Here is a 21,177-nt window from a genome sequence, read left to right as displayed (position 1 = left end):
TAAGTCTATTATTTCTTAGCCATTAAATATAGAAAATACGGCGCCCCAATAAATGATACAATTACTCCCGCTGGTATGCCAATCGTATCAAGTAAAACTCTGCCAACCGTATCTGCTGAAAGTAAAAGTAAGCCCCCAAACATTGCCGCAACAGGCAAAAACAACTGATGTCTAGGACCGACTAAGCTTCTTGCAATATGGGGTGCTAACAAACCGATAAATGCTATACCACCACTAACGGATACTGACGCAGCTGCCAAGGCCACGGAAGCCAATAACAGTATATACCTTTCCTTATTCGTTTTAACTCCAAGACCTACAGAAAGCTCTTCATTTAAAGCCATCGTATTTAGCGTATTTGATTTAAAGTAAATGAACGGGATTAATATTGCAAGCCAAGGAAGGAGAGCAAAGACAAATAACCAATCATCTCCCCATATTCTCCCTGCAGCCCAGTTGGCGAAGAAATCATACTCTTCTCTAGCCATTTTAGAAGCAAGAGTTAACAATGCACCATTTATAGCAGCAGCTAATCCTACACCAACTAAAAGCATTCTACCAGGTTGAATGCCCTCCCCTCTCTTGTAAGAGAGAAGGTAAATGAATATAGCGGTAATTAATCCTCCAATTAAAGCGAATAGTGGCAACAAATATAAATGATTGCCTGTACTATTTCCAAATAACAAAACAAAGAAAACGACAAACAAACCGGCACCTGAATTAATTCCTAGTATTCCCGGATCTGCTAACGGGTTCCTCGTAATACTCTGTAATATTGCCCCCGACAAAGCTAAACCCATGCCTGCGAGCACCGCAATCAGTATCCTCGGCAATCTAAAGGTAAATAAAATCAGGTTTTCCTTCGCCGTTCCATTACCAAGTAATGTTGGCAAAAGACGATCGGGACTTAAAGAGGCAAATCCTGTTGCTACACTAATTGTAAAGATAAGCAATAGTAACACAAACGTCGAGATAATGATAATAATTGAACGTTTAAAGTGGCGGGCACTAATCATATTAATGATCTCCCCTTTCTTGCAAGGTACAAGAAGAAAGGTAGGCCAAGTATTGCTACAATTGCTCCCATTGGTGTTTCAAAAGGAGGATTAACCATTCTTGCTGCCGTATCGGCTAAAACTAAAAACACACTACCTATTACGGCTGAACACGGAATAATCCATCTATAATCCGTACCGACTAAAAATCTCACGATATGAGGAATTAATAAACCAACAAAAGCAATCGCCCCAACAAGAGAAACCGCGGCACCTGCTAATATAAGAACAACCGTCATGAGCACAGCCTTAACAATAAAAGTTCTTTGCCCTAAGCCTTTAGCCACATCTTCTCCAAAGCTTAATACAGTCAAACTTCTTGAGAGCATGATGGCAATTATAATACCGAAAAGTACTGTAGGTGTAACAATTTGCAACTGTGCCCATGTTGTTCCTGAAACGCCACCAGCAGTCCAAAAGGCAATACTTTGTGATAATTTATTTATAAGTGCTATCCCTTCTCCAATCGATGAAAGAAATGCAGTAACTGCCGCACCAGCTAACGTTATTTTTAGTGGACTCATCCCACCTCTTTTCATTGCGCTAAATCCAAATACTAAGCAAGCAGCAATCCCTGCTCCAATAAATGAGAATAACATAATAATCATATAATTTGTATTGCCTACATACGAGAAGGCAATCGCTAGTCCTAAACTTGCACCTGCATTTAAACCTAGTAAACCCGGATCTGCTAAAGGGTTTTTTGTCATTCCTTGCATAATGGCACCACTAACAGCAAAAGCCGCGCCGACAACAGCAGCTCCTAGCTCACGAGGTAATCGTATACTTCTTATAATTTGGTGGTCTTCGTTTCCTTGTTCATAAGCAAATACAGCTTGCCAAACATCTGCAAATGAAATACTCGCTGCTCCAACCGAAATAGCCAAAACTAAGCTACCTACTAAAAGTAGGCAGCTTAGTACTAGAATAATAGAAGCAATTGCAGGACGTGCATATATTTTCTTTTCCTTTGCTTCATTAAAAGTATTATTTTTCATTATATTACTTAGCCCCAAGTAAATTTTCAACGATAAATGCTAATTCTTCTTCCAATGAAATGGGATCATTGAAATAGAAAGAAGAAGAGTCAAATGTAAACACGCGGTCATTTTCCACTGCTGGGATGCCTTTCCAAACATCTGTTTCAGTAAAGGAATTATCGGCTCCTTGTCCATCTCCTAGGAAAATATAATCTCCAGCATATTTTGGTATGACTTCTGAAGATATAGCTAAGTACCCTGGTCCAAATACTTCTTCTTCTACCGCTTTAGGTGCTTTTAAACCAAGTGCTTGATAAATGATTTCTGTTCCGCGTCCCCAGTTCTCACCATACACATACATGTCTTTACCAAATGTCTCAAATACCATAATAGTCGCATCATCACCAATTGCCTCTTTTACTTTCTCACCTTCAGCAGCTGTCTTTTCTTTCCACTCTTCCACCCATGCTTGTGCTTCCTGCTCTTTTCCTAACACCTTACCTATTTCAAGGTGTTGATCTAAATAGCCATATTTTTCATAAGTTAATGTGACGGTTGGCGCGATTTCTTTGTATTTATCTAAATTTTCGTCAGTTGAATATGCAATAATTAAATCTGGTTCTAATTCTAATAATTTCTCTACATTATCTGCTGTAATGACTTCAGAATCTTTCAGTTTATCACCATAAAATTTGTTCGCTTTAGACCACTCATCTATTGCTACTGGCGTAATCCCTAATGATAGAACATTACCAGTGTAAGCCATAGATGCTACTCTTTCAGGATTAGCTGGTAACTCCATTTCTCCATTTTCTGATTTATATGTAAATGTTTCTTTTTCCGTTTCCTTACTGCCTTCACCTGACGATTCATTCCCACCATTTCCGCAAGCTGTTAAAACTAATAATAGAATAAAAAATAAAAATACCAATTGCTTTTTCAAGTTCTCCATCCACCTTTAAAATAATAATCATTCTCAATTATAGTCAAAAAAAGAAGCAAATCATTAAACGACTTGCTCTTGAACTACCATCCTACTATCAATTAAATCATAAGTTAAGCAGATTGGTTTTTGTGTACGTGGATCAATACCAATTTCTGCATCAATATTAAATACTTCTCTTAAAATCTGCTTATTCATAACTTCCTTCGCAGCACCATTTTTAATAATTTTTCCTGCTCTCATAGCAATTAAATAATCAGCAAACCTTGCTGCATGGTTTAAATCATGAATAACCATAACAATTGTTCTATTTTCTAATTGATTAAGCTCTTTTAACAGTTCTAATACTTCCAATTGATGACACATATCTAAATATGTAGTCGGCTCATCTAATAAGATTATATCAGTCTCTTGAGCCAAAGCCATCGCGATCCATACTCTTTGCCGCTGTCCACCAGACAATGCATCTACTTCTCTATCTTTAAATTCTGCAATTCCTGTTACTTGGAGTGCCCAATCTATCACCTGGCGATCTTTTGCTGTTAATCTCCCCATACCCTTTTGATATGGAAATCTTCCATAAGATACTAGCTCTGAAACCGTTAAGCCTTCAGGAGCATCAGGAGATTGAGGAAGAATGGCCATTTTTTGTGCAATCGCTTTTGTCGATTCCTTACTGATTTGCTTACCATCAAGATATACAGACCCAGCTTTGGCTTGGATAATTCTTGCAATCGTCTTTAAGACAGTCGATTTACCACAACCATTCGGCCCAATAATAGCCGTAATCTCACCGTCTGGTATCATCATGTTTAAGTTCTTCACAATCTCTCTATCACCGTATGCAATTCTTAAGTCTTCAGTAAATAATCTAGACAAGGTCATTCACTCCATCCGAACATTTTAGATCATCATCATGTCATTGATAATGATTATCAACTTCAAAGAAAATTTTATCTAATAAAAGCTATCCTGTCAACCATCAATACGAAAAGTTTTCATTTCCAACATATTTCTTGTTAACCAACCTGTATTCTGCATATATTTTTTAAGGAGAATGCATTTCTCGTTACTGAAGCCTTTCATCCATTCTCTTCACTCATTATGCACTTCGTTAAGGTTAGTAAAAAACAACAAAACTAATCACTTCAACTAAAAAAAACTGTAGACAATCTGCTAATAAATAGAGATTGTCTACAGTCCTTAACTTCCATATAAGCGGGTGAAGGGAATCGAACCCTCATCATCAGCTTGGAAGGCTGAGGTTTTACCACTAAACTACACCCGCAAATACCGGTGGTCGGGGTCGAACCGACACTCCGTGATGGAACACGATTTTGAGTCGTGCGCGTCTGCCAATTCCGCCACACCGGCAAATATTCTTTTATTTAATTATGGTGCCGAGGACCGGAATCGAACCGGTACGGTAGTCACCTACCGCAGGATTTTAAGTCCTGTGCGTCTGCCAGTTCCGCCACCCCGGCATGAGGTGTATAAAAATGAGTGAATATGTATTGGAGGCGGCAACCGGATTTGAACCGGTGGTGAAGGTTTTGCAGACCTCTGCCTTACCACTTGGCTATGCCGCCATCAATATAAATAACTACTTGGAGCGGAAGACGGGATTCGAACCCGCGACCCTCACCTTGGCAAGGTGATGTTCTACCACTGAACTACTTCCGCAGATCTGGCTGGGCTAGCAGGGTTCGAACCTGCGAATGACGGAATCAAAATCCGTTGCCTTACCACTTGGCTATAGCCCATTTGTATATTCTATGCATGAAAGCAAAAAATGTGAATTTAAAATAATGGGGCGGCTGATGGGAATCGAACCCACGAATGTCGGAACCACAATCCGATGCGTTAACCACTTCGCCACAACCGCCATAATTGGCAGGGGTAGTAGGAATCGAACCCACATCAAAGGTTTTGGAGACCTTCGTTTTACCATTAAACTATACCCCTAGATGGTGGAGGGGGGCAGATTCGAACTGCCGAACCCGAAGGAGCGGATTTACAGTCCGCCGCGTTTAGCCACTTCGCTACCCCTCCATAAAAAACAATGCCGGCCAGAGGACTTGAACCCCCAACCTACTGATTACAAGTCAGTTGCTCTACCAATTGAGCTAGGCCGGCAAATGGTGGCTCAGGACGGAATCGAACCGCCGACACAAGGATTTTCAGTCCTTTGCTCTACCGACTGAGCTACTGAGCCAAAACTTATACGTTTTACAATATGTTTTAAATTAATTTGTGTGAATTTATGTAGTGGCGGTCCGGACGGGACTCGAACCCGCGACCTCCTGCGTGACAGGCAGGCATTCTAACCAACTGAACTACCGGACCAAATTGCGGGGGCAGGATTTGAACCTGCGACCTTCGGGTTATGAGCCCGACGAGCTACCGGACTGCTCCACCCCGCGATAATATGAATGGTGGAGGATGACGGGATCGAACCGCCGACCCTCTGCTTGTAAGGCAGATGCTCTCCCAGCTGAGCTAATCCTCCAAAATGGTGACCCCTACGGGATTCGAACCCGTGTTACCGCCGTGAAAGGGCGGTGTCTTAACCGCTTGACCAAGGGGCCAATTTATATGTTTAATGGCGGAGAGCAAGGGATTTGAACCCTTGAGACGGCTATAAACCGCCTACACGATTTCCAATCGTGCTCCTTCGGCCAGCTCGGACAGCTCTCCATTGGCTCCGCAGGTAGGATTCGAACCTACGACCGTTCGGTTAACAGCCGAATGCTCTACCACTGAGCTACTGCGGAATAATTTAATAGTATGTATGCCCGGCAACTTCCTACTCTCACAAGGGGACAGCCCCTAACTACCATCGGCGCTTTAGAAGCTTAACTTCCGTGTTCGGTATGGGAACGGGTGTGACCTTCTCGCTATCGCCACCGGACTTTTTAAAGACATATATTATTATAACGTCTTTAATAAAATTTTCAAGAGAAATTTTAAATCATTCTCTGAAAACTAGGTAATGTTGAAGAAGATTGTTTTGAGTAATCGCCTGAATGCGTGCTGACGCGACTACTTACGTAGTGCTGTCTAGCTGCGGCGGCTTGAAGCCGCCCGCATTTCGTATTGTCCAGCTACAGCGCCTAGGTAGGCGCTTTCGCTTTTCGTTTTTGGTTAAGTCCTCGATCGATTAGTATTAGTCAGCTGCATGTGTCCCCACACTTCCACCTCTAACCTATCAACCTGATCATCTTTCAGGGATCTTACTAGCTTGCGCTATGGGAAATCTCATCTCGAGGGGGGCTTCATGCTTAGATGCTTTCAGCACTTATCCCTTCCGCACATAGCTACCCAGCGATGCCTTTGGCAAGACAACTGGTACACCAGCGGTGCGTCCATCCCGGTCCTCTCGTACTAAGGACAGCTCCTCTCAAATTTCCTGCGCCCACGACGGATAGGGACCGAACTGTCTCACGACGTTCTGAACCCAGCTCGCGTACCGCTTTAATGGGCGAACAGCCCAACCCTTGGGACCGACTACAGCCCCAGGATGCGATGAGCCGACATCGAGGTGCCAAACCTCCCCGTCGATGTGGACTCTTGGGGGAGATAAGCCTGTTATCCCCGGGGTAGCTTTTATCCGTTGAGCGATGGCCCTTCCATGCGGAACCACCGGATCACTAAGCCCGACTTTCGTCCCTGCTCGACTTGTAGGTCTCGCAGTCAAGCTCCCTTGTGCCTTTACACTCTACGAATGATTTCCAACCATTCTGAGGGAACCTTTGGGCGCCTCCGTTACTCTTTAGGAGGCGACCGCCCCAGTCAAACTGCCCACCTGACACTGTCTCCCATCCCGATAAGGGATGTGGGTTAGAATTTCAATACAGCCAGGGTAGTATCCCACCGACGCCTCCACCGAAGCTAGCGCTCCGGCTTCTAAGGCTCCTACCTATCCTGTACAAGCTGTACCAAAATTCAATATCAGGCTACAGTAAAGCTCCACGGGGTCTTTCCGTCCTGTCGCGGGTAACCTGCATCTTCACAGGTACTATAATTTCACCGAGTCTCTCGTTGAGACAGTGCCCAGATCGTTACGCCTTTCGTGCGGGTCGGAACTTACCCGACAAGGAATTTCGCTACCTTAGGACCGTTATAGTTACGGCCGCCGTTTACTGGGGCTTCGATTCAAAGCTTCGCGTGAGCTAACCTCTCCTCTTAACCTTCCAGCACCGGGCAGGCGTCAGCCCCTATACTTCGCCTTGCGGCTTCGCAGAGACCTGTGTTTTTGCTAAACAGTCGCCTGGGCCTATTCACTGCGGCTCATCAAGGCTTTAACACCCTAATGAGCACCCCTTCTCCCGAAGTTACGGGGTCATTTTGCCGAGTTCCTTAACGAGAGTTCTCTCGCTCACCTTAGGATTCTCTCCTCGCCTACCTGTGTCGGTTTGCGGTACGGGCACCTTATTCCTCGCTAGAGGCTTTTCTTGGCAGTGTGGAATCAAGAACTTCGGTACTAAATTTCCCTCGCTATCACAGCTCAAGGTATGTGACCATGGGATTTGCCTCATGGTCCCTCTAACTGCTTAGACGCACATCCAATAGTGCGCTTACCCTATCCTCCTGCGTCCCCCCATCACTCAAACAGAATACGGTGGTACAGGAATATCAACCTGTTGTCCATCGCCTACGCTTTTCAGCCTCGGCTTAGGTCCCGACTAACCCTGAGCGGACGAGCCTTCCTCAGGAAACCTTAGGCATTCGGTGGATGGGATTCTCACCCATCTTTCGCTACTCATACCGGCATTCTCACTTCTAAGCGCTCCACCAGTCCTTACGGTCTAGCTTCAACGCCCTTAGAACGCTCTCCTACCACTGAACATCAACGATGTTCAATCCACAGCTTCGGTGATACGTTTAGCCCCGGTACATTTTCGGCGCGGAGTCACTCGACCAGTGAGCTATTACGCACTCTTTAAATGGTGGCTGCTTCTAAGCCAACATCCTGGTTGTCTAAGCAACTCCACATCCTTTTCCACTTAACGTATACTTTGGGACCTTAGCTGGTGGTCTGGGCTGTTTCCCTCTTGACTACGGATCTTATCACTCGCAGTCTGACTCCCATGGATAAATCTTTGGCATTCGGAGTTTGTCTGAATTCGGTAACCCGATGAGGGCCCCTAGTCCAAACAGTGCTCTACCTCCAAGATTCTTACGCATGAGGCTAGCCCTAAAGCTATTTCGGAGAGAACCAGCTATCTCCAAGTTCGATTGGAATTTCTCCGCTACCCACACCTCATCCCCGCACTTTTCAACGTACGTGGGTTCGGGCCTCCATCCAGTGTTACCTGGACTTCACCCTGGACATGGGTAGATCACCTGGTTTCGGGTCTACGACCACATACTCATTCGCCCTATTCAGACTCGCTTTCGCTACGGCTCCGTCTGTCCAACTTAACCTCGCATGTAATCGTAACTCGCCGGTTCATTCTACAAAAGGCACGCTATCACCCATTAACGGGCTCTAACTACTTGTAGGCACACGGTTTCAGGATCTCTTTCACTCCCCTTCCGGGGTGCTTTTCACCTTTCCCTCACGGTACTGGTTCACTATCGGTCACTAGGGAGTATTTAGCCTTGGGAGATGGTCCTCCCTGCTTCCGACGGGATTTCTCGTGTCCCGCCGTACTCAGGATCCACTCTGGAGGGAACGAAGTTTCAACTACAGGGCTTTTACCTCCTATGGCGGGCCTTTCCAGACCTCTTCGTCTATCTCGTTCCTTTGTAACTCCGTATAGAATGTCCTACAACCCCAAGAGGCAAGCCTCTTGGTTTGGGCTAATCCCGTTTCGCTCGCCGCTACTCAGGGAATCGCGTTTGCTTTCTCTTCCTCCGGGTACTTAGATGTTTCAGTTCCCCGGGTCTGCCTTCCATACCCTATGTATTCAGGTATGGATCCTATCCCATAACGGATAGGGGGTTTCCCCATTCGGAAATCTCCGGATCAAAGCTTACTTACAGCTCCCCGAAGCATATCGGTGTTAGTCCCGTCCTTCATCGGCTCCTAGTGCCAAGGCATTCACCGTGCGCCCTTATTAACTTAACCATTGTTCGGCTTGCGATAAGCTACGCATTTCGGCGTCAGCTCACTCGTCAACATCCTCATGTGCACAAGACGCACACTCCGGTGTTTCCTCGCTCGCTTCCTTGAACTGCTTGCTTCTCACAACCCTCACGGTTGTGTGTTTTTAAAAAAAGTTTAGTATCTCTACTCTATTATATAGAGAGAAAATAACTAAGGTGGCGATTACTCGGTAATCTTCTTCATTACATTATCTAGTTTTCAAAGAACGATTGATGAATGGTAAGCTTTGGTATTCTCGTCAGCTTACGCTTCCTTGAATCCTTCGCTACTTTCACCTTATTTTGAGAGATTATACTCTCAAAACTGAACGAACAGTCTAACATCAAGTTAATTCCGTATATTCCTTAGAAAGGAGGTGATCCAGCCGCACCTTCCGATACGGCTACCTTGTTACGACTTCACCCCAATCATCTGTCCCACCTTAGGCGGCTGGCTCCAAAAGGTTACCCCACCGACTTCGGGTGTTACAAACTCTCGTGGTGTGACGGGCGGTGTGTACAAGGCCCGGGAACGTATTCACCGCGGCATGCTGATCCGCGATTACTAGCGATTCCGGCTTCATGTAGGCGAGTTGCAGCCTACAATCCGAACTGAGAATGGTTTTATGGGATTGGCTAAACCTCGCGGTCTTGCAGCCCTTTGTACCATCCATTGTAGCACGTGTGTAGCCCAGGTCATAAGGGGCATGATGATTTGACGTCATCCCCACCTTCCTCCGGTTTGTCACCGGCAGTCACCTTAGAGTGCCCAACTGAATGCTGGCAACTAAGATCAAGGGTTGCGCTCGTTGCGGGACTTAACCCAACATCTCACGACACGAGCTGACGACAACCATGCACCACCTGTCACTCTGTCCCCCGAAGGGGAAAGTCCTATCTCTAGGATTGTCAGAGGATGTCAAGACCTGGTAAGGTTCTTCGCGTTGCTTCGAATTAAACCACATGCTCCACCGCTTGTGCGGGCCCCCGTCAATTCCTTTGAGTTTCAACCTTGCGGTCGTACTCCCCAGGCGGAGTGCTTAATGCGTTTGCTGCAGCACTAAAGGGCGGAAACCCTCTAACACTTAGCACTCATCGTTTACGGCGTGGACTACCAGGGTATCTAATCCTGTTTGCTCCCCACGCTTTCGCGCCTCAGCGTCAGTTACAGACCAGAAAGTCGCCTTCGCCACTGGTGTTCCTCCAAATCTCTACGCATTTCACCGCTACACTTGGAATTCCACTTTCCTCTTCTGCACTCAAGTTCCCCAGTTTCCAATGACCCTCCACGGTTGAGCCGTGGGCTTTCACATCAGACTTAAGGAACCGCCTGCGCGCGCTTTACGCCCAATAATTCCGGACAACGCTTGCCACCTACGTATTACCGCGGCTGCTGGCACGTAGTTAGCCGTGGCTTTCTGGTTAGGTACCGTCAAGGTACCGGCAGTTACTCCGATACTTGTTCTTCCCTAACAACAGAGTTTTACGATCCGAAAACCTTCATCACTCACGCGGCGTTGCTCCGTCAGACTTTCGTCCATTGCGGAAGATTCCCTACTGCTGCCTCCCGTAGGAGTCTGGGCCGTGTCTCAGTCCCAGTGTGGCCGATCACCCTCTCAGGTCGGCTACGCATCGTCGCCTTGGTGAGCCGTTACCTCACCAACTAGCTAATGCGCCGCGGGCCCATCTGTAAGTGATAGCAGAACCATCTTTCAATCTAATTATATGTATAAATAGATATTATCCGGTATTAGCCCCGGTTTCCCGGAGTTATCCCAGTCTTACAGGCAGGTTGCCCACGTGTTACTCACCCGTCCGCCGCTAATCTTTGGGAGCAAGCTCCCTCAGATTCGCTCGACTTGCATGTATTAGGCACGCCGCCAGCGTTCGTCCTGAGCCAGGATCAAACTCTCCAATAAAGTGTTTGATTAGCTCATTTGCACCTATGGTGCTTTGTTGCTGATAAATCAGCTTTTTTAGAATTACGCTTGACGTTTTATGTTCGTTCAGTTTTCAAAGAACAATCTCGTTCGCTTTAGAAGCGACTTTCCAATAATAACACATCTATTATTATGGAGTCAATACTTTTTTAAATCATCCGTCGCGTTAGCTGTTTTTCATACAGTTATTAGCGACGGTTATTAATATATCATCATTTTTTTCCTGGGTCAACCACTTTTTGCTTTTTTAATATAATTTATTACAAACTGTAATATCGGTGTTTAATCCCTTTTCCTTTTGTTTCTTCACTAATCACTTTAATAAACCCTTTATCAATTAAGTATTCTAGTAGAATCACCAAATCCACTGAGTAGTGTCTCAGTTCTTTATGCTGGATGATTTCTTGAATTGTCCAAACTGATTGTTCTGCTAAAACTTCAAGTAAATGGCCAACTCCAGCCTTTGTTCGTGAATGAATTAAAAATTCACTAGCTAAAAATAATAGCTCTAACCTTTTCTCAAGCGGCTCATGACTTTGTACTAACTCTTCATAAAGTTTCATTATTTCTGGTTCCATATGGCGAATTTGATTCCACAATGTTACTTCTGGATGGAAACCATTTTCTATAATTGAAAGCCTTGCTAAATGATGCAAAGAATGAACAACATTATTATAAGCATCGAAATAATTCTGATTTTCAAACAAAGTTTTCCCATCTGTATATCTTCTTATCAGCTTAGCAAACTCTAGTCCCATTTTGAGCTTTCTGTCCTTGAAAGGGAATTCGTTTAATTTATCACGCAAGTTTCCTATATATTCATTGCGATCAAATAAAACCTTCCCACTATAAAGCCAGTCAAAAATCTTCCTATTACTCCCCATAAGTATCCATTGATCCAATTGTTGCTTCGTTATTATTTGCATTGAGGCTTTCTTATCTTCAAATGTGTAATGCTTCACAAAAATAGGCGTATCCGCATTTTCTACGATAATTAATAGTATTGCATCAAACGTATCTCTATTTGAAATTGTCTTTTCATTTCCCTCTACAATTAACACACCTAGTGTATTTAGTTGACTAGCTCTTTCTTGATAAATAGGACGGAGTATATCTTCCATCATAACGCCCCCATAATTTCGTATTAATATATATTAGTTCGACAATTCATCTAAATTTCCTTTGATAAACACCAACAAATAGTGACAATTTTTTTATTTTTTCTTACAATGATATGATATAGTTAGTGTTTAGGAGGGAACAAAATGGCAAAAAAATATTCGAGTAAAATAAATAAAATAAGAACCTTCGCTTTAAGCTTAATATTTGTTGGATTTATTGTCATGTACATAGGTATCTTTTTCAGAACTTCACCATTAATTATGTCTTTATGTATGCTGCTTGGTGTATTATTCATTATTGCTAGTACGGTTATTTACTTGTGGATTGGCATCCTTTCAACTAAAGCAATACAAGTTGTTTGCCCAAATTGTAACAAGCCAACCAAAATATTAGGACGGGTTGATATGTGCATGCATTGTCGTGAACCACTAACGCTCGATCGCTCACTAGAAGGAAAAGATTTTGACGAAAAATATAATCGAAAAGATACTTCATTAAAACAGTAGATTTTCACACGCCAAAAAGGATGTAAATCTTAAAACAAACAATATGTTTACTCATTTGTATAGAAAACTAAACTAAAAAATACAGAGAAAAAGCTGGCAGCAGTACGCTGACAGCTTTAGACATTTTTTAATGCATTTCTTTTTTCTTTGAACACTCTGGACATTCCCCATAAACTTCCATTCTATGGTGACTTACTTTAAAGCCAGTCACATGTGCTGCTAATTGTTCAACTTCATCCAAACCAGGATAATGAAAATCAACAATTTTACCACAACCTTCACAAATGACGTGATAATGTTGTGTTGTTACAAAATCAAATCTGCTGGATGAATCTCCATAGGTTAGTTCTTTTACTAACCCAACCTCACGAAATACTCTTAAATTATTGTAAACTGTAGCCACACTCATATTTGGGAACGTTCCCTCTAATGCTTTGTATATGTCATCAGCTGTTGGGTGCGTCATTGAGTTTATTAAATATTCAAGTATCGCATGACGCTGTGGAGTAATGCGAACCCCTGTATCTTTTAACGTATCCAATGCTTCTTTAAGATGTGTTTGCGCCACCGTCATGCACCTCTCTTCTATTCATTCTTAAATTATAATCTTTATAAATAGTTTACTAATAATTATTGAAAGTTGTCAATAACCGCGTTTCAAGAAGTATGTTTTTCTTATTTTATCATATAGACTAAACTCATCTAATATTCCATCTTTAATAAACTTAACTTTGTTAATACCTTTGTATTTCTCATCCCACAAATCAACAGATCTAACCTGTCATCATAAAAAATTCCGGACTCATTTTAAAAGTCCGGAAAATATATTTGAGGAGGTATGCCCTAGTTTAATCATATTCAAACTAGCTTTACTTGCGTGGACAAAAGCCTTAAATTTTTTAAAATGGGCAAGTTATTATCATGTTATTTAAAAGCCTAACCTTTTCTATCCTGTAAGAAATGCAATGCATCCTCTACATGTCCTTTTACTTTCACTTTTCGCCACTCTTTTATTAGTCTGCCTTCCTCGTCAATCACAAATGTAGAGCGTTCAATCCCCATATATTCTTTACCAAAATTCTTTTTCAACTTCCAAACTCCGTAGCTTTCTGCAACTTCATGATTTTCATCTGCAAGCAAAAGAAATGGTAACCCATGTTTCTCAATAAATTTCTCATGACGTTTAATTGGGTCAGGACTGACACCAATAATGACCGTATTCACATCAGAAAAGTCATTATGCTTATCGCGGAAATCACATGCCTCAGTCGTACAACCAGGTGTCATATCCTTAGGATAAAAATATAATACGACATTTCTCCCGCGAAAATCTTCTAGATTAACAACTTCTCCATTACTTGCTTCTAATGTAAATGCGGGTGCTTTTTCTCCAAGTTCTATACTCATAAATCGTTCACTCCTTAACCACGTTTTTCTTAGACTATAAAAAACAAGAGTGAAATACAAGTAAACACCCTTCTTCTCATTGATCATTCTTATTATCAATATTAAAAACAACTCTTGCGACAAATGCTGTTGGAATGACATAACCTATCAACGCTTCAACCATCGCAACCATACGGCCTAAACCCACAGGGATAACATCTCCATAACCCAATGAAAAAAGAGTAACAGCACTAAAATAAAAACCTGATGCAAGACGATCTAAGAAATTAATACCTCCATAGCTTGTTTCATCTATTAGCACAACATGCCCATTTAAATCGAGAATAATATATATTAACCCAAAAGCAATTAAAATCGTAGCATATAGACAAATTAAATAAAAAAAGTTATCTAATGACACCCATCTTCCCTTCGTTCTTTTAGGGGTTAAGAGGCTTTGCATACTCATAAAAATACATAATGTAACAGTAAAAATAACGAAAAAAAATAGCAAGACTAACCTCACCTCTCTCGTGACGGTATTACCATTATACGTTCAACCTTTTGAGAGTATGACAAGTTGTCTTACTGACTATAGATATGAAAATATTTTGCTTTTAACATATCGATAGCTTACATGTTAAAATATAAAGGGAGATTATATTACTTAAGGAGGAATATTGATGCATTTTATCAATTCCGAACGACTACATAAAGAAGCTGTTGAACACATTGTCGGGGGCGTAAACAGCCCTTCTCGTTCTTATAAAGCGGTTGGTGGAGGATCACCTGTTGCAATGGAGAGAGGCCAAGGTGCTTACTTCTTTGATGTAGATGGGAATCAATATATTGATTATTTAGCAGCCTATGGACCCATTATTACAGGACATGCTCACCCTCATATAACGAAAGCCATTAAAGAAGCTGCCGAAAGAGGAGTACTATTTGGCACACCTACTCCGTATGAAGTAGACTTCGCTAAATTGCTAAAAGAGGCGATGCCTAATTTAGAAAAAGTAAGATTTGTGAATTCCGGTACGGAAGCTGTGATGACAACCATAAGGGTTGCAAGAGCGTATACAGGAAAAGATAAAATAATTAAATTTGCCGGCTGTTATCACGGACATTCAGATCTAGTACTAGTTGCAGCTGGTTCTGGTCCGTCAACCCTTGGTACACCTGATTCTGCCGGGGTACCTCAATCGATTGCAAAAGAAGTAATCACCGTTCCTTTTAATGACATTGATTCATTTAAACAAGCTATGGATAAATGGGGACATGAGATTGCAGGAGTTTTAGTAGAACCGATTGTAGGGAACTTCGGTATTGTCGAGCCCTTACCAGGGTTCTTGGAAGAGGTAAATGAGATAAGTCATTCACATGGTTCACTCGTTATATATGATGAAGTTATTACCGCTTTCCGTTTTCACTATGGAGGTGCACAGGATTTATTAGGTGTGCAACCAGACCTCACAGCATTAGGAAAAATCATTGGCGGCGGCTTACCCATTGGTGCCTACGGTGGAAAAAAAGAGATTATGGAGAGTGTTGCTCCACTAGGTCCCGCCTATCAAGCAGGAACAATGGCAGGAAACCCTGCATCAATCTTAGCTGGAATTGCTTGCTTAGAAGTATTAAAACAACCTGGGGTATATGAATACTTAGATAGATTAGGTGAAAAGCTTGAAGATGGCATCATGAATGCGGCCAAGCAGTTCAATATTTCCATATCAATTAATCGATTAAAAGGTGCATTAACTGTTTATTTTACTGATGAAAAAGTAATCAACTATGAACAAGCAGAAAATACGGACGGTGAGATGTTTGCTAAGTTCTTCAAGCTTATGTTAAATAGAGGCATCAACCTAGCACCTTCCAAATATGAAGCATGGTTCCTTACAATTGCTCATACAGAAGAAGATATTGACGCTACCATTCAAGCAGTCCATGATACTTTCGAAGAATTAGCCAACCAATAAATAAAATATTCATTTTTTATACACAAAAAGAGAGCCTACTAGCTCTCTTTTTCTCTTGATACATACTATGAAAACGTTTACAAATATAGATTCCGCTATACATTTTTATACATTCTCAACCTTTTCCATATCCATAAAAATGTATAAATAATTGATTTCTGAAAATTCATGTGATATGATAATGAAAATATTCTGTATAATTCCTTCGTTACCGAAACACTTTAATGCGTTACCCAGTTAAATAACATTTCAATTAACTTCGCTAGAAATCTTAACAATCTAGCAACCTCAAAAACATTACTAAACTAGGAGGTGAACGGCTTAAGGCATTGCCTCAAAAAGCCGAATACTATGACTCAACAATGGACCCCTTCCCAATTCAAAAATTTTAATAATCAAGAACACGATGCATGTGGGATTGTTTCTTCATTAGAAAAAGAAAAGATTCCAACACGTGAAAATATTTTCAGTTGTATAGATGCATTAGTAACAATGAACCACCGTGCAGGATTTATTAATGGAGAAGGAGATGGCGTCGGGATTCATATCGATATCCCCCGTACACTCTGGAAAGAAAAACTTAAAAATGCTCAAATCGATTCAACAGTTGTTGACACACCCAATTTTGTCGTCGGTCATCTCTTTTTCACTCGTAATGAACAAAGTGAAACCTTCAAAACAGAAGTACGCCAACTTCTTGATGATAAAGGGTTTTCTTTAATTTTCGAATCAGATGAAGTGACAGATTCTTCTGCACTTGGCCCAATAGCGATTCAAGAGAACCCTGTTTTTTGGCAAATTGCATGTATGGTTGATAAAAATGAAACAGATCTGAATCAAGCGATATTAGAAGTTATTGTAGAAGCAGAAAAAAATGAATTTATTCACGTAGCATCCCTTAGTCAGTTTCATGCTGTATATAAAGTAATGGGAGCTGGCGATATTTTACCTAAATACTACCATGACCTAGCAAACCCATTGGTAGCTTCGACTATGACTCTTGGCCATAATCGTTATTCGACTAATACACTCTCAAGCTTTTTTCGTGTGCAACCATTTGCCGTCTTAGGGCATAATGGTGAAATTAATACGATTGCAAAATTACGCGACGAAGCTAGAATGATTAATGTACCACTCGTTAGAGGAGGTAGTGATTCCCAAGATTTAAGCAGAACCATTGAAACACTCATTTGTAGAGATGGCTATTCATTATTTGAAGCGATGGACGTACTCTTCCCTCCAATCATTAACGAAATCAAGTCATACCCTCCGCATTTGCAAGATTTATATACTTATATAAGGGAAGCATGGGGACATTTCGCTCAAGGGCCTGCTGGAATTATCTCAAGATTCGGAGACGAAGCAGTATATAGTGTAGACTCCCTTGGATTAAGACCCCTTTGGATGTTAGAGACTGAAAGTTCTTATTTATTCTCATCTGAACCAGGGATTATTTCATCGAGTGAATATGTAAATGAACCAAAGCCCTTATCTCCTGGTGAAAAAGTTGGCTTCAAATGGAACGGTAATAAACTAGAAAAATATGAACATGAAAACTATCAGGAAGAAACATTTAATCGCTTCTCTTCTCGTGTAAATGTTAAAGATTATAAAGATCGTTTAAGTGCGCCAGTTTTGAATAAAGTAACTACAATGGCTTTCCCTACAAAAATTCATAATGGTCAATATAAAGCGTTTGGTTGGGAAAGAGACCATGTGAACTTAGTAGAACAAATGGCAGAAAAAGGCGCGGAACCTATCCGTTCACTTGGCCATGATGCTCCATTAGCTGCTTTAAATGGTGAGAGAACAAATATCGCTGATTTTATTAAAGAAAGTGTCGCAGTTGTTACGAACCCTGCCATCGATAGAGATAGAGAAACAGAACATTTCTCTACTAGAACAATTATCGGTAAAAGACCGTCGCTCTTTAATAATGAAGAATCAATAGATGTACTTGAATTACAAACACCATTATTAATAGAAGGAAAATTAGGATACGAGTGTGTTAAGGAAATCAATCAGCCTAGCTATGATCAAGTAACTGAATATTATCAAGCACAAAAGAAAATTGCCTATCTTTCTATCACTTTTTCAAAAGATGAAACGATTAAAGAGGCAATTTCACGCTTATCAAAAGAAGCGATTGAATCAGTTAAAGCTGGTAAAACACTTATTGTCTTGAATGATGCTAGTGCTCATCAAGAAGATTCCTACTGGATGGATCCACACTTAGTCGTATCTGCCATTGATCAAGCATTAGTAAAAGAAACAATAAGAAGAGACTGTTCTTTACTTTTACGTTCCGCTTCTATCAGGTCATTACATGATATTATTACAGCTTACGGTTTAGGTGCAGATTTAATTAGCCCATATTATATGTTTGTAACTGTTGCTAACGAAGAAATAACTCCTCTTGTTAACTTATATTCAGCTTTAACAAAAGGGTTGGAAAAGGTAATCTCTACAATCGGTATTCATGAACTAAGAGGATATGGTCGCTTATTCTCAACTATTGGCTTAAACGAAGAAATCGCTGAATATTTAAATATCATCAATTTCTTTGGTTCAGGTGAGCTTAAATACAATTTTGGTCACATGAAAGAAGATGCTTTATTAAGAGCTGAAGACTTTATTAACGAGAAAAACAGAATCGGGAAAACCTTCCATCTATTCCCGAGAATTTGGAAAGCAATTGGTGAAGTTGCATCCACAGGTGAATATGATGCTTACCGTGAAAAGATAAGCGAACAAGAAGCTCAGAACCCAACAACCATCCGTCACCTAACTGATTTTAAACAATCAGAAACCAAAATTTCACCAGAGGATGTTAATATTTCTGTTGGAGATCATAACTTACCATTCGTTATTTCTTCTATGTCATTTGGTTCTCAAAATGAAATTGCTTTTAGAGCCTATGCAGAAGGTGCAGAAAGACTAAATATGATTAGTTTAAATGGCGAAGGCGGAGAAATAAAAGATATGCTCGGGAAATACCCTCGTACAAGAGGTCAGCAAGTTGCCTCAGGACGATTTGGAGTAAACGCTGAGCTTCTTAACTCTTCTAACCTCCTTGAGATTAAAATCGGCCAAGGAGCAAAACCAGGTGAAGGTGGACATCTACCAGGCTCTAAAGTAACAGCTAAAATAGCTGAAGCTAGAAATGCAACAATTGGATCTGATTTAATTTCACCTTCAAATAATCATGATATTTATTCTATTGAAGATTTAGCACAAATGATTCATGAATTAAAAACAGCGAACGATAAGGCGAAAGTGTCAGTTAAAGTTCCTGTTGTGCCTAATATTGGAACAATTGCTGTAGGGATCGCTAAAGCTGGTGCGGATATTATCACTTTAAGTGGGTTTGATGGCGGTACAGGTGCAGCTAGAATCCACGCGCTCCAACATGTTGGATTACCAGTTGAAATTGGTGTTAAAGCGGCACACAACGCCTTACTAGAAGCTGGATTAAGAGATTATGTTGAGCTATGGGCAGACGGCGGCTTAAAAAGTGTTAGTGATGTTTTAAAAGTGATGTTACTTGGTGCAAATAGAGTCGGGTTTGGTACTTTATCAATGTTAGCCATTGGTTGTACAACTTGCCGTGGGTGTCATCTAGATACTTGTCATGTTGGAATTGCTACGCAAATTGATTCAGAGGCACAAGCAAAAGAACATGGGTTAAGAAGATTCGTTCCTCGTCAATTTGAATCTGCTGTCCAAGGTTTAGTTAACTTATTTTCTGCTTTCGGTAAAGAACTGCAAGCACTTGCGGGTAGCATCGGTATTCGCAATTTACAAGATGCCATTGGACGTACAGATTTACTTGAACAAATAAAAGGAAAAGAACAATTGAATTTAGACTACTTACTTCGTACATTAGAGATTTCACAGCTCACCAATAATGAACAACCTAAAGAAGTGAGTGAGGCACAATTACAAGTAGCTGTTGGTGCTGAATATCTAGACAAGAGTGTAGAAGAATTACACCAATCGCGTACCTTCTCTAATGTTACTTCAGAGCAAAGGGTGCTTGGTAGTCGTGTATCTTGTCACCGTGTAAGAGGACGCTTAGATGGATCATATAAAACCCTTCCTCCAGTTGACCTCAAATATAATGATGGGTCTATCCCTGGTAACGGATTAGGAGCCTATAACAGTTTCGGCATAAACATCGAAGTAGCAGGCGGTGCACAAGATGGTATTGGTAAAACTTCCTTCGGTGGTCAAATCTTAATTTTTAAATCGAAAGGTAAGAATGGACAGTATTATAATGGATCTGTTGGAAAAGGTTTTGGCTATGGTGCACAAGTGGGACTTCTCGTTGCCCAAGGAAACGCTGATGCAAGAGCTGGTATTCGTCTATCTGGAGCTGATATGATTATCGGTGGACAACTAACAAGTGCAATTCCAGAGAAGGAATTTGGGAAAATCGGTACAAATGCGAATATTAAGGGATTTGCGTTTGAATATATGACAAACGGTCGCGGCCTTGTATTAGGTGATCCGGGCCCATGGATTTGTGCAGGGATGACAGGTGGCGTCGTCTACTTAAGACATCAACCTGAAATGGGATTAACAAAAGCGGCAATTGAAAGAAGAATAGCTAAAGGTGCAAAAGTAAACGTAACCGAGCTTGACCAAAATGGACTAGATGATGTAAAAGAACTATTAGAAAAATATATCAATCTATTGATGGATCAAAACCAAGAAGAAGAAGCAATTGGTTTAAAAGCTCTTTTATCAGATTTAAGTAGTCACTTTTTGCAAGTTGTTCCAGTTAAAGAACAAGCCGATCCTTCTGTTTCAACTGAGTGATATAACATACATTTCTTTTGCTAAGAAATACTAATTTGATTTTGTTTTTCTGCTAAACTTGAGACACGAGGAATTCTAATGATGAATTTCTCGTGTTTCTTTATGAATTTATGTGACTCATTTCACTGGGAGTGCGGAAACAGATTCGGGCTTCAACATTATCGGTTATCCGTTTGTCTTTAAATGCCAATCTGAAGTTAATTGATATTTCGCCTCATTTCTAGCTAATTATTCTCTCTTGCTGGATTTTGATGCGATTCTCTGCTAGTCCAAACAAATTTCTCCCTCTTGCTTGCCTTTTGATGTATTTCTATTTTTTCATTTAGAATTAATCAACTTTAATTTTTTATTAATT

General features: G+C 41.1%; 11 protein-coding genes, 17 tRNA genes and 3 rRNA genes. 3 read left to right on the top strand and 28 right to left on the bottom strand.

What is annotated here, in order from left to right:
* Window positions 1–8: 8 nt before the first annotated feature.
* From MKX67_RS07315 to MKX67_RS07195, 25 genes are all read right to left on the bottom strand, one after another.
* Window positions 9–1,016 (bottom strand): iron ABC transporter permease, encoded by a 1,008-nt coding sequence (locus tag MKX67_RS07315; RefSeq protein WP_095369985.1) that lies wholly within the window; start codon window positions 1,014–1,016, stop codon window positions 9–11.
* The gene (locus tag MKX67_RS07310) at window positions 1,013–2,053 is read right to left on the bottom strand and encodes an iron ABC transporter permease (protein ID WP_322909115.1); all 1,041 of its coding nucleotides are present in this window, start codon (window positions 2,051–2,053) and stop codon (window positions 1,013–1,015) included. The genes MKX67_RS07315 and MKX67_RS07310 overlap by 4 nt, the downstream gene beginning before the upstream one ends.
* 4 nt (window positions 2,054–2,057) lie before the next feature.
* Window positions 2,058–2,978, bottom strand: a complete 921-nt coding sequence (locus tag MKX67_RS07305; protein WP_307318270.1) for an iron-hydroxamate ABC transporter substrate-binding protein — start codon at window positions 2,976–2,978, stop codon at window positions 2,058–2,060.
* 63 nt (window positions 2,979–3,041) lie between these two features.
* Window positions 3,042–3,857, bottom strand: coding sequence for an ABC transporter ATP-binding protein (locus MKX67_RS07300; protein ID WP_095369988.1), 816 nt, complete (start codon window positions 3,855–3,857; stop codon window positions 3,042–3,044).
* Window positions 3,858–4,195: 338 nt separating this feature from the next.
* Window positions 4,196–4,266, bottom strand: a tRNA-Gly gene (locus MKX67_RS07295).
* A gap of 3 nt (window positions 4,267–4,269) precedes the next feature.
* Window positions 4,270–4,352: transfer RNA gene (locus MKX67_RS07290), tRNA-Leu, on the bottom strand.
* 21 nt (window positions 4,353–4,373) lie between these two features.
* A tRNA-Leu gene (locus MKX67_RS07285) sits at window positions 4,374–4,462 on the bottom strand.
* Between the two features lie 31 nt (window positions 4,463–4,493).
* Window positions 4,494–4,567 (bottom strand) — tRNA-Cys (locus MKX67_RS07280).
* 19 nt (window positions 4,568–4,586) lie between these two features.
* Window positions 4,587–4,661 (bottom strand) — tRNA-Gly (locus MKX67_RS07275).
* Window positions 4,662–4,666: 5 nt separating this feature from the next.
* A tRNA-Gln gene (locus MKX67_RS07270) sits at window positions 4,667–4,741 on the bottom strand.
* A gap of 46 nt (window positions 4,742–4,787) precedes the next feature.
* Window positions 4,788–4,863 (bottom strand) — tRNA-His (locus MKX67_RS07265).
* A 6-nt stretch (window positions 4,864–4,869) separates the two neighbouring features.
* Window positions 4,870–4,943 (bottom strand) — tRNA-Trp (locus MKX67_RS07260).
* A 3-nt stretch (window positions 4,944–4,946) separates the two neighbouring features.
* A tRNA-Tyr gene (locus MKX67_RS07255) sits at window positions 4,947–5,030 on the bottom strand.
* An 11-nt stretch (window positions 5,031–5,041) separates the two neighbouring features.
* Window positions 5,042–5,114 (bottom strand) — tRNA-Thr (locus MKX67_RS07250).
* A gap of 3 nt (window positions 5,115–5,117) precedes the next feature.
* Window positions 5,118–5,193: transfer RNA gene (locus MKX67_RS07245), tRNA-Phe, on the bottom strand.
* A 54-nt stretch (window positions 5,194–5,247) separates the two neighbouring features.
* Window positions 5,248–5,324, bottom strand: a tRNA-Asp gene (locus MKX67_RS07240).
* A 3-nt stretch (window positions 5,325–5,327) separates the two neighbouring features.
* Window positions 5,328–5,401 (bottom strand) — tRNA-Met (locus MKX67_RS07235).
* Window positions 5,402–5,411: 10 nt separating this feature from the next.
* Window positions 5,412–5,487 (bottom strand) — tRNA-Val (locus MKX67_RS07230).
* 4 nt (window positions 5,488–5,491) lie between these two features.
* Window positions 5,492–5,566: transfer RNA gene (locus MKX67_RS07225), tRNA-Glu, on the bottom strand.
* A gap of 15 nt (window positions 5,567–5,581) precedes the next feature.
* Window positions 5,582–5,675: transfer RNA gene (locus tag MKX67_RS07220), tRNA-Ser, on the bottom strand.
* A 2-nt stretch (window positions 5,676–5,677) separates the two neighbouring features.
* A tRNA-Asn gene (locus MKX67_RS07215) sits at window positions 5,678–5,752 on the bottom strand.
* 19 nt (window positions 5,753–5,771) lie between these two features.
* Window positions 5,772–5,889, bottom strand: a 5S ribosomal RNA gene (rrf, locus tag MKX67_RS07210).
* Window positions 5,890–6,118: 229 nt separating this feature from the next.
* Window positions 6,119–9,051, bottom strand: a 23S ribosomal RNA gene (locus tag MKX67_RS07205).
* A 387-nt stretch (window positions 9,052–9,438) separates the two neighbouring features.
* Window positions 9,439–10,987: ribosomal RNA gene (locus MKX67_RS07200) — 16S ribosomal RNA — on the bottom strand.
* The 16S, 23S and 5S rRNA genes sit together here with 17 tRNA genes alongside, the layout of an rRNA operon.
* A gap of 281 nt (window positions 10,988–11,268) precedes the next feature.
* Window positions 11,269–12,129 (bottom strand): nucleotidyltransferase-like protein, encoded by an 861-nt coding sequence (locus MKX67_RS07195; protein WP_251163047.1) that lies wholly within the window; start codon window positions 12,127–12,129, stop codon window positions 11,269–11,271.
* Window positions 12,130–12,273: 144 nt separating this feature from the next.
* On the opposite strand from MKX67_RS07195, the gene MKX67_RS07190 reads away from it, so the two are divergent.
* The gene (locus tag MKX67_RS07190) at window positions 12,274–12,636 is read left to right on the top strand and encodes a YgzB family protein (RefSeq protein WP_095369990.1); all 363 of its coding nucleotides are present in this window, start codon (window positions 12,274–12,276) and stop codon (window positions 12,634–12,636) included.
* A 127-nt stretch (window positions 12,637–12,763) separates the two neighbouring features.
* Here the strand turns inward: MKX67_RS07190 and perR are convergent, their stop codons facing one another.
* The 3 genes from perR to MKX67_RS07175 form a co-directional block, all read right to left on the bottom strand.
* Window positions 12,764–13,204 (bottom strand): peroxide-responsive transcriptional repressor PerR, encoded by a 441-nt coding sequence (perR, locus tag MKX67_RS07185; RefSeq protein ID WP_180317040.1) that lies wholly within the window; start codon window positions 13,202–13,204, stop codon window positions 12,764–12,766.
* A gap of 368 nt (window positions 13,205–13,572) precedes the next feature.
* On the bottom strand, window positions 13,573–14,043 hold the full coding sequence (gene bcp / locus MKX67_RS07180; RefSeq protein ID WP_095369992.1) for a thioredoxin-dependent thiol peroxidase: 471 nt from the start codon (window positions 14,041–14,043) through the stop codon (window positions 13,573–13,575).
* 76 nt (window positions 14,044–14,119) lie between these two features.
* On the bottom strand, window positions 14,120–14,536 hold the full coding sequence (locus MKX67_RS07175; RefSeq protein WP_224935704.1) for an ion channel: 417 nt from the start codon (window positions 14,534–14,536) through the stop codon (window positions 14,120–14,122).
* Between the two features lie 169 nt (window positions 14,537–14,705).
* On the opposite strand from MKX67_RS07175, the gene MKX67_RS07170 reads away from it, so the two are divergent.
* The gene (locus tag MKX67_RS07170) at window positions 14,706–16,001 is read left to right on the top strand and encodes a glutamate-1-semialdehyde 2,1-aminomutase (RefSeq protein ID WP_095369993.1); all 1,296 of its coding nucleotides are present in this window, start codon (window positions 14,706–14,708) and stop codon (window positions 15,999–16,001) included.
* A 351-nt stretch (window positions 16,002–16,352) separates the two neighbouring features.
* Complete coding sequence (locus tag MKX67_RS07165; protein WP_307317975.1) at window positions 16,353–20,822, top strand: glutamate synthase-related protein; 4,470 nt, start codon at window positions 16,353–16,355, stop codon at window positions 20,820–20,822.
* Window positions 20,823–21,177: the final 355 nt, after the last annotated feature.

Source organism: Cytobacillus sp. FSL W7-1323 (genome assembly GCF_038595015.1).
Lineage (GTDB): Bacteria > Bacillota > Bacilli > Bacillales > Cytobacillaceae > Cytobacillus > Cytobacillus kochii.
Note: the sequence above shows the minus strand (reverse complement) of the source record. Positions and strands in the feature narration are given on the sequence as shown.

Excerpts from the sequence above, each read along its gene's own strand:
- bcp (WP_095369992.1), bottom strand. The coding sequence starts at position 14,043 with ATGAGTATAGAACTTGGAGAAAAAGCACCCGCATTTACATTAGAAGCA.
- MKX67_RS07170 (WP_095369993.1), top strand. The coding sequence starts at position 14,706 with ATGCATTTTATCAATTCCGAACGACTACATAAAGAAGCTGTTGAACAC.
- MKX67_RS07165 (WP_307317975.1), top strand. The coding sequence starts at position 16,353 with ATGACTCAACAATGGACCCCTTCCCAATTCAAAAATTTTAATAATCAA.
- MKX67_RS07190 (WP_095369990.1), top strand. The coding sequence starts at position 12,274 with ATGGCAAAAAAATATTCGAGTAAAATAAATAAAATAAGAACCTTCGCT.
- MKX67_RS07315 (WP_095369985.1), bottom strand. The coding sequence starts at position 1,016 with ATGATTAGTGCCCGCCACTTTAAACGTTCAATTATTATCATTATCTCG.
- MKX67_RS07195 (WP_251163047.1), bottom strand. The coding sequence starts at position 12,129 with ATGGAAGATATACTCCGTCCTATTTATCAAGAAAGAGCTAGTCAACTA.
- MKX67_RS07310 (WP_322909115.1), bottom strand. The coding sequence starts at position 2,053 with ATGAAAAATAATACTTTTAATGAAGCAAAGGAAAAGAAAATATATGCA.